We start from the raw sequence: 13,884 nt of genomic DNA, 5'->3' as shown, positions 1-13,884 counted from the left end.
TTCTCCTCTAAAATTAACTAAACGCTATCTCAAAAATCAGAGATAACTTTCCCGCTTATTTGTTTCTTTTCTAAAATAGTATGCAATATTGGTAACACACACCAGGGTGGTAATCAGAAATACTCCCGGAAAGATAATGACCCACCATGAATTTGACAGCAACGCTTTGTTAGCCAGAGACAGCATACTGCCCCAGGAAACGACATCAACGGGCAGTCCCAAACCCAGAAAGCTGAGCGTAGACTCCATAGAGATGCTGAGTCCAATGCTGGAGACTACCACAAACATAATGGTGGAGATAAAATTGGGAATCAGGTGTTTTATCATTATATGAAAAAAGCCGCTCCCCATACATTGCGCCGCCAGGACATACTCACTACTGCGGATCTGTCTGACTTCACTCCGGACAATTCTCGCCAGACCGCACCATCCGGTTACCCCAATGACAAATGATATTTTTACAATATTCTGGGTTCCCATGACCGATGTCAGCAATAAAATCAATAGTAAGTTAGGAATACTGTTTATCAGCTCAGGAATTCGCATCATGATTGAATCGACCCGGGAATTCGCAGTTCCGCTGACACAGCCATAAATAACACCAATCACAGTGATAATCGCCATCCCCAATAAACCGATCAGAATGGATACCCGGCCGCCATACCAGATCATCGAATAAATATCTCTTCCCAGGGAATCAGTGCCAAAATAAAATTCTGAGTTTGGCGGTTGATTAAGATTTTGTAGATAAAAACCGGTCGGATCATGATTATAAACCTGTTCCGCAAAAATACAGCCCAGAATGATAATCCCAAGAATAACCATAGACAGGATCGGCATACTTTTTATTCGCTGCCAGAAGGAAATCTTTTTCTCTGCAGATTCGTATGTTTTGTAATTCGCCCCGACTAGGACAAAGGGGTCTGTGGCGTTTCCTTCCATGCGGTCACCTCCGTTAATTTCATTCTGGGATCAATGGCTTCATTGATAAACTGGGCAATAATACTACTGGAAACAACCATAACGCCGGTAATGAGAACAATCAACATCAATAAATTGTAATCATGATATTTGGCACTGGTAACCGACAGCGCTCCAATCCCTGGATAATTAAAGACGGCTTCAGCAATAAATGTCCCACTGAGAACATGGGGAATGGAAATAGCCATAATGCTGACAATGGTTGGTGCCACATTTCGAAAACAGTGTTTCAAAACGATCTCCGACTTCGTACATCCTTTTGATTTAGCCAGCAGCACATATTCTTTTCGGATTTCATCCAGCAGTTTATTTCGGATCATGTAGGCGTAATACCAGAGATGACTAAGTATCATTACCGTTAGGGGCAAGATCATATGCTGGATGCGGTTAAAAAGATCGTCCGATTTACCAATATCATAAGCGCCACTACTGGGAAGCCATCCCAGATTGATGCTAAAAATCAATACCAATACAACTCCCAGCCAGAATGACGGGATATAATAAGCCGCCGTTCCCACCTTACAGATAATCCGGTCAATCCAGGTGTCTTCATGCATGGCACAAAATAATGCCAGTATCGTTGCCAGCGCAAATACCAGGATATAGGCAACGCCCCCCAGAATCAGGGTGTTTCCGATTAACGGGGCAATCACATCCAATGCCGGCATTTTGTATTTTAACGACATCCCAAAATCACCTTGAGCAGCATTGCTGATCCATTTAACATATTGGAGTGCGATGGGACCATCCAATCCCAACCGTTCCCTTGCGGCATCCAATTCAGGGGATGTCATCGACTCGACTGCATCTCCATAATATGACTGTAGCGGATCACCTGGCGCCAGACGAGCAAAGTAGAAAACCACAATTGATAAAAGCAGCATCGAAAGTAAAAACCATAGGGTTCGTTTGACTATTTTCTCAATTAACATCGATTTGCTGTTCAATCCTCACACTCCCACCTTATGGATTTAATTGCGTTCTTCATGAAATCAACGCACTCGCTTCTGATACCTTTGTTCCCATCAGAACAAACCATGGATCATAATCATATCCCGGACGGGTCAAACCCGACAACTTCTGTATCTGCACTTCAACAAGACCATTTCTTTCCAAAAGCTCTTTCAGTTCTTCCATACGAGCGCCCTTTACTACCAGATGGTTATCCACTTCTTCATCTTCATAAATATTAACCTTGCCAATATTTAATCCAACACCCTCCTTCATCCGGTTAAAACACATAATTTTTCCCCCTGGTTTCAAAATTCGCAGCCATTCTCTGATTGCCAGATCCGGTTCAACCAGTGTCCAGATCAGCCGGGAATTGATAATAAAATCAATGGTCTCGTTCATAAAGGGCAGATCTAAAACGCTCCCTTCCATAAAAATGGCATCCGACGCTGCTGTTTTTGCATGCTTAACTGCATAATTCATCATCTCTCTTGATATATCAATCCCGATGGTTGAATGACCCAGCTTTGCCGTCATATTTGCCAGAAAACCGGTTCCGGTTCCCAGATCAAGAACATTTTTATTCTGATCCGTCCCTAAAAGATTGTTAAGCGCTTCCATCCATGCCTGTAAATCCTCCGTATCATGATCAGCATCAAACGAATCAGAACGCTTGTCCCAGTACGCTTCAATTTTTTTTATCACACCAACTACTTCCATTTTTAACCCCTTTCAAAAAAAACAAAGCCACGAAAATTGATTTCTATCTACGATAGAACACTCAACCTTCATGGCTAAATTAATTGATTAAATTTTAAAATAAGTTCTCAGACAAGTCTTTTAATATTTTTACATTTGGCAGTATATACCTGTAGATATGTTATTCCAGTGAAATCGATTTGTCAATCATTATTTTATAAAAAGTGAATTTAAATAATCACATCACACTTCATTTTATATTTTATCGCAACACTCGAAATCGTTCTTTTGAGTCATCTGATTCCCGCGATTCTCCTTTTGGGATTAAACTTACTTCTACTGAGCCAGCACTGCCAGTGCCTTCACAATAATGTCAAAATTCTTCGCCATGCTGTCAATGCTCCAGAATTCATCGGTCTGATGACAGGTATTGACCTCACCGGGAAAGACGCCGCCAAAAGCCACGGCATTCTCAAAGGCTCGGGCATAGGTTCCACCGCCCGAGACAATCGGACCGCTGGTATCGCCAGTGTAGTCGGCATATACTTTTTGCAATGAGGTGACCAGAAAACTGTCCTGATCCACATGCAGGGGCAGCGTTTCATGATCCATTTTCAGGGAAAAGCCGAGATCGCCAGTGGCTTTCTGGATCGCTGCGCAAATATCGCTGCTCTTTTTCGTCACCGGGTAGCGGATATCACATCGAAGCACGGCGATATTTTCATCCCCATAAGCAATCGCCGGATTGAGGGTCAGATCGCCGGACACCTGATCCGAAAGGTTAATCCCAAAACCTTCGGGGGTTGCCCGATCAAGCAGCTCCAGAATCGGATGCTGGATGCCCGCCGCCCGTAATTCGCTCGCCAGTTTAATCAGGGCATTGTCGCCCTTTTGCGGATCGGAAGCATGAGCGGATTTGCCCCTGCCTTCATAGGTCTGGCCGTTGTAATCAGCCCGGGCAACATCCGGAACCGAATTGATCTGTTTACCGCTGCTTAAGTTTAGCACCGGTACATTACCATCTAATTCTTTTTCAAAAATCACATTCATGATGCCCTTTTCGGCAAAAATAACCGGGTAACCGGAATCCGGTGAAAAGGAGTAGACTGGCGTCTCTTCGGTTTCTTTGTAGCGTTTCATACAGGCCCAGCTACCGCCTTCTTCATCACCACCGATAATCAGGCGAATCCGTTTATTAATCGGAATCTGGGCATCTTTCAGGGCTTTCAAGGCAAACAAAGCGACCATCGTGGGGCCTTTATCGTCCAGCACCCCACGGCCATAAATCGTATCGCCGTCAATGGTTAAATCAAAGGGCGGCACGGTCCAGTCGTCGCCCACTTCCACCGTATCAACATGGGTGATGGCCGCCACCATGTCCGGCCCTGTCCCGAATTCCACGTAACCACAATAACCGTCACAGTTTTTGGTAGTCAAACCAAAACTTTTGCCTAATCCCAGAACGTAATTGATGGCCTCATTGATCCCGGTTCCCAAGGGTGCTTCTTGGGTGACCGCTCCGGCATTGGCGTTCACTGACTTTATTTGCAACAGCCCTCGTAAGGCCGCTAAAACGGCTTGTTTATCAAAATGAATGGTCATGTTTTCCCCATTTCTATTGCTATGATTTTGGGTTACCACATGGCCACCCCTGCTATTATTGTACCAGACTTTCCAGCGCTTTGGTGATAATATCAAAATTCTTCTTCATGCTGATAATGCTCCAGTATTCATCGGTCTGATGGCAGGTGTTGGGTTCCTCGGGAAATCGTCCCCCAAAAGCCACGGCATTATCAAAGGCCCGGGCATAGGTTCCCCCGCCAATCGCCTTGGGTCCAGAAGTATCCCCAGTATAGTCTTCATATATTTTTTGCAGTGCATCAATGAGATAACTTTCTTTCTCAATATGGAGTGGTGGTAAGTCATAATTGATGTTAACCGTAAAACCCAGGGGAGTAACGGCTCTTTCAATGTGGTCGCGGATCTCCGTTCCTTTCATGGTTACCGGATAACGGATATCGCACTTTAGCACCGCCTTTTCCTGATTGACATTGGCAATCGATGGATTGATGGTGAGTTTGCCAGAAATTTCATCTTCAAAATCGATATTCAGTCCTTCAGAGGTGGCAATGTCGATGAGATCCAGAAAAGGGTGTTCCAAACCCAGCATTCTCAGCTCACTGGCCAATAAAAACATCGCATTAATCCCCTCATGGGGCTGAGATGCATGGGCTGGCTTACCGGTGCGTTCATACACGGCATCACTGACAATGGCCTTGGCATAATCAGGAACGGTATTGATCTGACTGCCGCTGAAAAAGCCCAGGTTGTGAATGGCGGGCTCTAGTTTCTTTTTGATGCAGACATTCAGAATGCCCTTTTCGGCAAAGATGGCCGGATACCCAGAATCCGGCGAAAAGGCATAGGTCGGGGCTTCTTCGGTGGCCTTGTAGCGGTTCATACAATGCCATTCCTCTCCTTCTTCATCGCCACCGATAATCAGCCGCACTCGTTTATTGATCGGGGCACCGCTATCTGCCAGTGCCTTCATGGCATAAAGCGCCACCAGGGTGGGACCCTTGTTGTCAATGGTTCCCCGGCCATAGGCCTTATCCCCGTCGATAGTCAGATCAAAGGGATTCACCGACCAGCCGTCGCCCACCGGAACGGTGTCCACATGGGTCAGAATGCCGATCATTTCTTCACCCTGACCCATTTCAATGTAACCGCAATAGCCGTCACAGTTTTTGGTTTTAAAACCAAAGCGCTCGCCCAGTTTCAGCACATAGTTGATGGCCTCATTAATGCCAATCCCCAGGGGCGCCTCCGGCATGGCCGGCCCCGCATCAGCATTGGTCGAATCAATTTGCAGCAGCCCCTTCAGGTTGTCTAGCAGGTCTTTTTCTCTAAGTTTATAGTTCATCTTTTTTTAATGATGCCTCTCCAATATATTCAAAACGTTTCATTGTGACTCCGTCTTTTGTAATGATTTCGTTCCACATCGTGGCGGGCCGAACCCAAAGCCCGCCTTCGCCATACAGGGGCCGGTAAACTACCATGGCCTCCAGGGTCTCACTGTGGCTGCCAACTCCGATTACTTCATATTCATTGCCCTTATAATGACGATAACGGCCGGGTTTAATTATCTCTTGTTTCACCACTAATCACTCAACTTTCGCTTTCTTCTTGCCGTAAGTCGTGATATTATATACAAAGATTCTTAAGAAATTACCAAACTTTTCTTAAGCCTATCGCTCAATTTTTATTATTATTTTTTTAGACAAAGGAGCTTCTTATGCAAAAATGTTTTTCCTGCGGTACTGAACTTGAAGACGATGATATCTATGAAGTAAAAGGCAAGATTTTTTGTGATGACTGTGCTTTAGGCCAGCATAAACTGGTTCAAACCTGTGATCCCAGTGCGGTTCACAGCGCCAAGCTCGATCGCCAGCGATCCGGCCACACCGGAACCCAGGGTCTGACCCCTCGTCAAAAAGAATTCTATGAATACATCGTCGCCAATAATGGGGTAACCGTTCCCCAGTTTGTTGAAAAATTTGGTCTGACCACTGAAGAAATCAGCGCTGAACTCAGTGTTTTAAGACATTCGGAACTGGGCAAAGGACAAAAAAGAGCCGACGGCGTTTATTTTGTTACCTGGGAATCCTGATTTTTTAATTCCAATAAAAGTGCCGTGCGAACTTTTAGCCGGCATTTTTATTGTTGATTATAAAATAAACAAAAAGGAGATTTTATGAAAACGAGACAAGAAATTAAAGCCATCGCCAAGCAGAGCTTTTCCGAGAATTACTGGATCTGTGTCGGTGCAACCGTATTGGCATTTGTTGTCATTGGTGCTGCTTCTGGGGTTACGTCGTTTTTAGGCGGTCTGGGTGGTCTGATTGTCTGGGCGCCGATGATGGTTGGCCTACAATTTTTCTCACTATGGATTTACCGTGCTGAACTCCCCGCCCCGACCATTGAAGACATGTTTAAAACCGGCTTTTCAGATTTTGGGCGAAAACTGGGGGGCATGCTGTGGATGGAATTATTTATTTTTCTCTGGTCCCTACTCTTTGTTATACCTGGCATTATTAAGTCCCTCGCCTATTGTTTTACCCCCTATATTTTGGCTGAATATCCCAATGTTCCGGCCACCGAAGCCGTCAAAATTTCGATGCGGATGACCGATGGCCACAAGGGTGAGATTTTTATGATGTCCCTCAGCTTCCTGGGGTGGTTTTTACTGAACGGTTTTACCTTTGGTATTCTTGGTATCTTCTATGTTAACCCCTACTTTTTTACCAGTATGGCTGGACAATACGAAGATCTCAAGGAACTGGCGCTTCAAAATGGCGTCGTCAGCCTTGACGAATTAGCTTAATTTTCACCCAAAAGAGGGGGCAGGAAATTCCTGTCCCCCTCTTTTTTTAGTTTGTTATTTCATTAATCAGATTGACCATTTCAATCGCCGTCAGGGCACAGTCATAACCTTTATTACCAGCCTTGGTTCCCGCCCGTTCAATAGCCTGTTCAATGTTTTCGGTGGTCAGCACCCCGAAGATCACCGGTATTTCTGACTGTAGGGAGACATGGGCGACGCCCTTTGAGACCTCGCTGCAGACATAATCATAATGGGTAGTGGAACCGCGGATTACTGCCCCCAGACAAATGATGGCATCATATTTTGCCAGTTTGGCCATTTTGGCAGCAATCAGCGGAATCTCAAAGGCTCCCGGTACCCAGGCCACATCAATATCGTCTTCCTTCACATCGTGACGCTTCAAACCATCAATCGCCCCGCCCAGCAACTTAGATCCAATAAACTCATTAAACCGTGCCACCACAATCCCCACTTTAATTCCCTTTGATACTAACTTACCTTCATATACATTCATTTCGATTCTCCTTTTAGTTATAATTTAAAATATGGCCCATTTTTTCCTGTTTGGTTTTCAAATAAAACAGATCGTGGCTGGATGCTTCCATTTGGATCGGAACCCGTTCCACCATTTCCAACCCGAATTCTGACAGGCCGTCCATTTTTTTGGGGTTATTGGTTAGCAGCCGCAGTTTTTTTATCCCCAGGTCGCTTAAAATCTGGGCGCCGATATAGTATTCCCGCAGGTCTTCCGGGAATCCCAGTTCAATATTAGCCTGGACCGTATCCATCCCCATATCCTGAAGGGCATAAGCTTTTAATTTATTGATCAGACCAATCCCCCGGCCTTCCTGACGCATGTACAGCAGCACCCCTCGACCTTCTTTTTCGATAGCAGTCATCGCCGCCCCAAACTGGTCGCCGCAATCACAGCGGATCGAACCAAAGGCGTCGCCGGTTAAGCATTCGGAATGAACCCGACACAGTACCGGGCTAGCTCCGCTCACATCGCCCTTAACCAGAGCCACATGGTGTTCGCCGTTAAGCTTATTGACATAACCATAGGCCATAAACTCACCGTATTTGGTGGGCATTTTGGTGATCGTTACACAATCCACCAGTTTTTCATTTTGTTTGCGATAGTTCTGCAGATCCTTGATGGTGATGAATTTCATCTGATGAGTCTGAGCAAACTCGATCAATTCGGGGGTCCGCATCATGGTACCGTCTGCCCGCATAATTTCACAACACAGACCGCATTCTTTCAGTCCGGCCAGCTTGACCAGATCGACGGTGGCCTCGGTATGGCCGTTTCTTTCCAGAACCCCGTTTTCCCGGGCGACCAGCGGAAACATATGACCAGGGCGGCGGAAATCCTCTGGTCTGGCATTCTCGTCGACGCACTTGATGGCGGTAACCGAACGTTCCTCAGCGGAAATGCCGGTGGTGGTATCGACATGGTCGATGGACACGGTAAAGGCGGTGCAGTGATTATCGGTGTTATCCGTCACCATTTGAGGGACGGCTAATTTTTTAACCAATTTTTCGCTCATCGGCATACAAATTAGCCCTTTTCCGTAGACAGCCATAAAGTTGACGTTTTCGGTGGTGGCAAATTCAGCGGCACAAACAAAGTCGCCTTCATTTTCGCGGTCATCATCATCGGTCACGATAATAATTTTGCCGGCTCGCAAATCTTCCAGTGCTTCTTCAATGGTATTAAATTTAAACATAGTAACCTCTCTTAATTTTATTAGTTTTAAAATCCGGCCTCAGTCAGAAAATCAATGGTTAAACCAGCGGATTTTTCCTGGTTGCGGTCTGTTTTGGGGGCTGGATTCAACAACAGCTTTTCAATATATTTTCCGACCAGGTCATTTTCCAGGTTGACCAGATCCCCAGGTTTCTTGATTCCCAGGATTGTCTGCTTAACGGTATGGGGAATGATGGACACCTTAAAGCTGTCGGCTGCTATTTCGATTACTGTTAAGCTGATACCATCGATGGCAATGGAGCCTTTTTCGATGATGTAGCGCCGTATTTTCGGCGGTGCCTTAATCTCAAAGATCACCGCATTATCATCTTTTGTGATTTGAACAATGTGACCGGTTCCGTCAATATGGCCGGCCACCATATGTCCCCCGAAACGGCCATTGGCGGGCATCGCCCGTTCCAGATTGACGGCTGAGCCGCCTTTTAGATCACCCAGGTTGCTGCGATTCAGGGTTTCACTCATGACGTCGGCCATCCACTTATTGCCACGGAGCTGAGATACCGTCAGGCACACCCCATTCACCGCCACGCTGTCGCCCAGTTTTAAATCGTCGATGATGACTGCTCCCTGAACCCATAGCTGGGAAGACCGCTGACCCTTGATGACAGCAGTGATTTTGCCAACTTCTTCGATAATTCCTGTAAACATGTCCTTACCTCTTCACATATTCGAGGCAGATATCTTCCCCGAAAATCTTTATTTTTCTGTCCGTAAATTGGAAGGCCTCAGAAGGCAGTTCCACGCCCAAACCTTCCACCGGAGTTTTGGCAGCGGCACCACCAAATATTTTAGGCGCCAGATAAACCTGAAACTTATTAACGATGTCACTTTTTAAGGCACTGAAATTCAGGGTGCCGCCGCCTTCCAGCAGAATACTGTCGATCCCTGCTGCGCCCAATTTTCTCATCAACTCATTGAGATTAAGATGATCCCCAGCTTTTGAAACTTCTAAAATTTTACAGCCCATAATTTCAAACCGTTTTATTTTGCGCTGATCCCGAGAGCAGGTAGCCAGATAGGTCGGTATTTTCCGAGCCGATGCCACGACCTGTGCTGTCAGCGGGGTGCGCAAATGGGTATCGCAGATAATCCGGCTGGGGTTTCTGCCGCCCTCGATCCGGCAGGTCAGCAGGGGATCGTCCTGTAAAATTGTATTAACCCCGACCATAATTCCAGTATATTCATTGCGGGTCTGATGGACAGCTGCCCTGGCCTCTGCCCCGGTAATCCACTGGGATTTCCCAGTACGTGTGGCAATTTTACCATCCAGGGTCATGGCGTATTTCATCAACACATAGGGAGTTCTGTTTTTGATGTAGTGGAAAAATACGGCGTTCATTTCCTGACAGGCCGTTTCCCTAACTCCGGTTATCACCGTGATCCCCTGCTGTCTGAGGATCTCAATCCCCCTGCCACTGACTTGCGGATTGGGATCGGTAGACCCAATGACCACCCGACTGATCTTATTTTCAATAATCGCCTCAGTGCATGGTGGCGTTTTGCCATAATGACAGCAGGGTTCCAGCGTCACATAGAGGGTTGCTCCGACCACCGACTGGGTACAAGCTGCCAGCGCCTGGCGTTCGGCATGAAGCCCGCCATACTGTTCATGATAACCGCTGCCGATGATCACATCATTCTTGACAATCACTGCTCCCACCAGGGGATTGGGATTTACCTGGCCGCGACCTTTTTGGGCCAGGTCGATGGCCAGATCCATATATTTTTGATGATTTTCCACACGTTCTCCTCTCTCAAAAAAGAAAAAATACCCTGATGTCATTCAGGGCAATCGTTTTTTTGCAAGCTTATGTCTTTTTGGGATAATGAATCTTTGTATAAAAAAAGCTCTGAAATGATTACCATTTCAGAGCTAAATAAACAAAGATCATCAACATGCAAAACAACATGCAAAGCTTTATTATCTTCTTTCATCCAGACTTTAACTGTCGGCCTCGGAATTACACCGAATCATACCTTGCGGCTCGTGGGCTATACCACCGGTAGGGAAACTATCCCTGCCCTGAAGACTTCATATTTAATTGACTACACTTTAACATAATAAATATATTCCTGTCAATACATTAAAAATTAATTTTCTTTATGATCTTTTTCGTTTATAATAGGAACATGAAAAAGCAAGTTGAAACTAACAGTTATGATATTGACTGAAACTTCAAAGAAAGGATGGAACGCCCGTGCAGTGGTTTAAAAAAAGCCTGATCCGCCGGATTGGCACAATTGTTATCGGATTTATTATTGTTGCCTTTGCCGTTTATGGAATCATATCCATCCAAATGTTGAGTGATTTTTTTGTGGCCAACAGTAAGAAAGACATATCCAACGATGCTCAACAGATTGCCACCGAAATTGACAAATTTATTGAAAAAAATGTTGTTATCGTCGAACAGATGAAAACCAACCAGGATTATCAGGCCATTACTGAAGCCCTCAATATCCGGGAGGAAAAACGTCAGCACCCGCTATTCAATGTGGTGACCCAGGAACTCCTGGCGATTAAAGCCTCGGACCCCAATATTTCACTGGCTTACATCGGCGTAACAAAGTCCAATGATCTGATTTCTTCGACCCCCGATTTTGATCCCAAACCAGATTATGATCTGAATAAGCGGCTCTGGTATATTGAAACCTTAAAATCCCGGGGCATAACGGTCACCAGCCCTTATATTGATATAGTCACCGAAAAAATGGTGGTTTCCATCACCACCCCGCTCCTAAAAAATAACAGCGTGATCGGCGCCATGGGCATTGACTTACAGGTATCTGATATTTCGAAACTGATGGACACCTACAAGGTTGGCAGCAACGGTTATACCCTATTGATTAATAAAGACGGGACGCTCTTTTATTACCCCACTGATCTCAAGATTTTTTCTGCCGAAGGAGCCAATCCTTTTTCCTATCTCGACCCCTATATGACCCAGATCACCTCAGGAAACAGCGGCGTCATTGAACACAGCCTGGGGAATAATGCCAAATATATTGCCTATGTGCCCACCCAGTCATCCAACTGGATTGTGGCCACCGTCATCCCCCGCTCTGAAGTTCTGGCCCCGCTGAACCAGTTTATTTTCAGCCTTTTCTTTATTTCACTGGCGCTGCTTCTTTTGATTGCCCTGTTTATCAAACGGATGACCCGGCTTATTTCCGAACCGATTGTGACCATTTCGGACTCCGTTGAAACCTTCAGCCAGGGTGATCAGGAAATCAATCTGCCAGCTGCGCTTTATCGTCGCGAGGATGAGATCGGTATTTTATCCCGAGGACTTAATCTGATGAGTCACCGGATTACCCAATATATTGAAGAAGTCCAAACCAATAATGAAGCTTTGAATGAAGAAATTGACAAACGCCGGGTTGTGCAATCCCAGCTAGAAATGATTCTGGAATTACTGTCCGGTACTGACGAAGGCATTTTTATCCTGAATGATGGATTTTTCTGTATCTACCACAATGCCGCCTTTTCCAGAATGATCGGGATTCCGGAAGCAGAAATCCCGGCGCTGAACTTATCAGACCACAATATCCTCATCGATCAGCCTTTGATTGACAGCCTGCAAATGAATCCAGTCTGGTCTGGTGAAATTGAATATACTCAGAATTCAAATGAGACCCTGTTTCTTTTTTTGCGGATCAGTAAGGTGCAAAATGGAGGTACTGATTATTATATCGGTAATATCACCAATCTCACGGCCCATAAGCAAATCGAAAAAGATATTTACTATCTGAAATATTTTGATCATCTGACCAAACTCAACAACAAGGTATTTTTGGATGAATCGGGTGTGGAACTCATCAGCGCGGACACCGACAATGTCGGCAGCCATGCTTTGATCTTGATCAATATCGATAATTTCAGAATTATCAATGAAGCAAAAGGCTTTGATTTCGGTAATAAGGTTCTGATTGCTCTAGCCAATCGTCTTAAAAACTTGATCAGCGACCAGGATGTGCTGGCCCGTTTGGGTAATGACGAGTTTGGCATCCTGAAAGCCCATGTTTCTTCCAATGAAGATTTATATGAGTATATTCTGTGTTTGAGCAAGGAACTGGAAAGACAAATCGCCATCAATGATGAAGAGCTCATCATTGACGTCAGTATCGGGATCAGTCTCTACCCCAGTGATGCCAACCATTATCCTAAACTTCTAAAAACCGCCGCTTCAGCCCTGAACAATGTCAAAGCCAATAAGAGCCGCCGTTTTGAATTTTATGACAAGGATATCAACAGCCTCTCGATTCAAAAATACGAGCTGCAGAATAAACTGCGTAATGCCCTGAACAACCAGGAATTTATTCTCCACTACCAGCCCCAGGTCGATATGGCCACCAATCAGATCATCGGTCTGGAGGCGTTAATCCGCTGGAACAGCCCCGATGGCATGGTTCCTCCGGGAAGCTTTATTGCCATTGCCGAAGAATCAAATCTGATTATCCCGATTGGCGAATGGGTGCTAGAAAACGCCTGCGAATTTGGAAATAAATTGTCAGCCCTGGGTTATCAAACTCCGATCGCTGTTAATCTGTCGATGCTTCAGTTCAAGGCCCCGTATATCGGGGAACTGATCCAGTCCATTTTGACCCGCACCCAGCTCCCGCCGGAGCTGCTGGAGCTGGAAATTACTGAAGGGATCCTGATGGACAATGAGGATGAATGTGAATCGATCATCAGTGAATTCCACGGGATGGGGATTCAGATCTCCATTGACGATTTTGGAACTGGTTACTCCTCCCTGAGTTACTTGAAAAAATTTGCCGTCGATAAGATCAAAATCGACCGCTCCTTTATTAAAGGGATTCCCCATCTTGATAACGGCGCCATTGCCAAGGTTATCATTGAACTGGCTGGCAATTTTAATCTTCAGGTCATTGCCGAAGGGGTGGAAACCCCAGAACAAATTGACTTTTTACTCAAAAATAATTGCCATATCGCCCAGGGCTTTTATTACTCCCAGCCTCTGCCCGAGGAAGAGATCATTGCTTTTATCCAAAAATTCAAGAAGGATCCTGGGGTTTAACCATGATCCTTCTTTGAAATGTTTTTAAGTTGCTATCATTTTGTTGTTTTGTTTCGCTA

Annotated in this window: 13 protein-coding genes and 1 riboswitch; of the genes, 3 read left to right on the top strand and 10 right to left on the bottom strand. The window is 45.4% G+C overall.

What is annotated here, in order from left to right; genetic code table 11:
- Positions 1 to 36 precede the first annotated feature (36 nt).
- The 6 genes from Q7J41_RS04980 to Q7J41_RS04955 all read right to left on the bottom strand — a co-directional run bounded on the left by Q7J41_RS04980 (position 37) and on the right by Q7J41_RS04955 (position 5,789).
- Positions 37 to 942: an ABC transporter permease gene (locus Q7J41_RS04980; RefSeq protein WP_304885816.1), complete on the bottom strand. Its 906-nt coding sequence runs from the start codon at positions 940 to 942 to the stop codon at positions 37 to 39.
- Complete coding sequence (locus Q7J41_RS04975; protein ID WP_304885815.1) at positions 909 to 1,928, bottom strand: ABC transporter permease; 1,020 nt, start codon at positions 1,926 to 1,928, stop codon at positions 909 to 911. The genes Q7J41_RS04980 and Q7J41_RS04975 overlap by 34 nt, the downstream gene beginning before the upstream one ends.
- Before the next feature lie 37 nt (positions 1,929 to 1,965).
- Positions 1,966 to 2,652 carry a class I SAM-dependent methyltransferase gene (locus tag Q7J41_RS04970; RefSeq protein ID WP_304885812.1) on the bottom strand — a complete coding sequence of 229 codons (687 nt, stop codon included), beginning with the start codon at positions 2,650 to 2,652 and terminating at the stop codon, positions 1,966 to 1,968.
- A gap of 315 nt (positions 2,653 to 2,967) precedes the next feature.
- Positions 2,968 to 4,272, bottom strand: a complete 1,305-nt coding sequence (locus Q7J41_RS04965; RefSeq protein WP_304885811.1) for a Sapep family Mn(2+)-dependent dipeptidase — start codon at positions 4,270 to 4,272, stop codon at positions 2,968 to 2,970.
- A gap of 16 nt (positions 4,273 to 4,288) precedes the next feature.
- Entirely contained in the window at positions 4,289 to 5,554 is a 1,266-nt protein-coding gene (locus Q7J41_RS04960; protein WP_304885809.1) for a Sapep family Mn(2+)-dependent dipeptidase, read from the bottom strand.
- Positions 5,544 to 5,789 (bottom strand): DUF1653 domain-containing protein, encoded by a 246-nt coding sequence (locus Q7J41_RS04955; protein ID WP_304885808.1) that lies wholly within the window; start codon positions 5,787 to 5,789, stop codon positions 5,544 to 5,546. Before Q7J41_RS04955 ends, Q7J41_RS04960 begins: the two co-directional genes overlap by 11 nt.
- A 137-nt stretch (positions 5,790 to 5,926) precedes the next feature.
- Between Q7J41_RS04955 and Q7J41_RS04950 the strand changes: the two genes are divergently transcribed.
- Positions 5,927 to 6,301 (top strand): LIM domain-containing protein, encoded by a 375-nt coding sequence (locus tag Q7J41_RS04950; protein ID WP_304885806.1) that lies wholly within the window; start codon positions 5,927 to 5,929, stop codon positions 6,299 to 6,301.
- An 84-nt stretch (positions 6,302 to 6,385) separates the two neighbouring features.
- Positions 6,386 to 7,015, top strand: a complete 630-nt coding sequence (locus Q7J41_RS04945) for a DUF975 family protein (RefSeq protein ID WP_304885805.1) — start codon at positions 6,386 to 6,388, stop codon at positions 7,013 to 7,015.
- Between the two features lie 46 nt (positions 7,016 to 7,061).
- On the opposite strand, the gene ribE is transcribed toward Q7J41_RS04945, so the two are convergent.
- Genes ribE through ribD form a run of 4 tightly spaced genes read right to left on the bottom strand, consistent with a single transcriptional unit; the run spans position 7,062 to position 10,569 of the window.
- Positions 7,062 to 7,529 carry a 6,7-dimethyl-8-ribityllumazine synthase gene (gene ribE, locus Q7J41_RS04940; protein ID WP_304885804.1) on the bottom strand — a complete coding sequence of 156 codons (468 nt, stop codon included), beginning with the start codon at positions 7,527 to 7,529 and terminating at the stop codon, positions 7,062 to 7,064.
- Between the two features lie 13 nt (positions 7,530 to 7,542).
- The gene (locus Q7J41_RS04935) at positions 7,543 to 8,745 is read right to left on the bottom strand and encodes a bifunctional 3,4-dihydroxy-2-butanone-4-phosphate synthase/GTP cyclohydrolase II (RefSeq protein ID WP_304885802.1); all 1,203 of its coding nucleotides are present in this window, start codon (positions 8,743 to 8,745) and stop codon (positions 7,543 to 7,545) included.
- A 26-nt stretch (positions 8,746 to 8,771) separates the two neighbouring features.
- A complete protein-coding gene (locus Q7J41_RS04930; RefSeq protein ID WP_304885800.1) occupies positions 8,772 to 9,434 on the bottom strand; it encodes a riboflavin synthase in 663 nt (220 codons plus the stop codon).
- A 4-nt stretch (positions 9,435 to 9,438) separates the two neighbouring features.
- Complete coding sequence (gene ribD / locus Q7J41_RS04925; protein WP_370650982.1) at positions 9,439 to 10,569, bottom strand: bifunctional diaminohydroxyphosphoribosylaminopyrimidine deaminase/5-amino-6-(5-phosphoribosylamino)uracil reductase RibD; 1,131 nt, start codon at positions 10,567 to 10,569, stop codon at positions 9,439 to 9,441.
- Between the two features lie 136 nt (positions 10,570 to 10,705).
- Positions 10,706 to 10,821: riboswitch (FMN riboswitch) on the bottom strand.
- 163 nt (positions 10,822 to 10,984) lie between these two features.
- Between ribD and Q7J41_RS04920 the strand changes: the two genes are divergently transcribed.
- Complete coding sequence (locus Q7J41_RS04920) at positions 10,985 to 13,825, top strand: EAL domain-containing protein (protein WP_304885798.1); 2,841 nt, start codon at positions 10,985 to 10,987, stop codon at positions 13,823 to 13,825.
- The last annotated feature ends 59 nt before the right edge of the window (positions 13,826 to 13,884 follow it).

The organism is Acetobacterium sp. (assembly GCF_030652775.1).
Taxonomy (GTDB): Bacteria; Bacillota; Clostridia; order Eubacteriales; family Eubacteriaceae; genus Acetobacterium.
The sequence above is the reverse complement of the archived record's forward strand: the minus strand, read 5'-3'. Positions and strand labels throughout refer to the sequence as shown.

Coding starts and splice junctions, on each gene's coding strand:
- Q7J41_RS04960 (WP_304885809.1), bottom strand. CDS start 5,554: ATGAACTATAAACTTAGAGAAAAAGACCTGCTAGACAACCTGAAGGGG.
- Q7J41_RS04950 (WP_304885806.1), top strand. CDS start 5,927: ATGCAAAAATGTTTTTCCTGCGGTACTGAACTTGAAGACGATGATATC.
- Q7J41_RS04970 (WP_304885812.1), bottom strand. CDS start 2,652: ATGGAAGTAGTTGGTGTGATAAAAAAAATTGAAGCGTACTGGGACAAG.
- Q7J41_RS04980 (WP_304885816.1), bottom strand. CDS start 942: ATGGAAGGAAACGCCACAGACCCCTTTGTCCTAGTCGGGGCGAATTAC.
- Q7J41_RS04935 (WP_304885802.1), bottom strand. CDS start 8,745: ATGTTTAAATTTAATACCATTGAAGAAGCACTGGAAGATTTGCGAGCC.
- ribD (WP_370650982.1), bottom strand. CDS start 10,569: ATGACATCAGGGTATTTTTTCTTTTTTGAGAGAGGAGAACGTGTGGAA.
- Q7J41_RS04930 (WP_304885800.1), bottom strand. CDS start 9,434: ATGTTTACAGGAATTATCGAAGAAGTTGGCAAAATCACTGCTGTCATC.
- ribE (WP_304885804.1), bottom strand. CDS start 7,529: ATGAATGTATATGAAGGTAAGTTAGTATCAAAGGGAATTAAAGTGGGG.
- Q7J41_RS04945 (WP_304885805.1), top strand. CDS start 6,386: ATGAAAACGAGACAAGAAATTAAAGCCATCGCCAAGCAGAGCTTTTCC.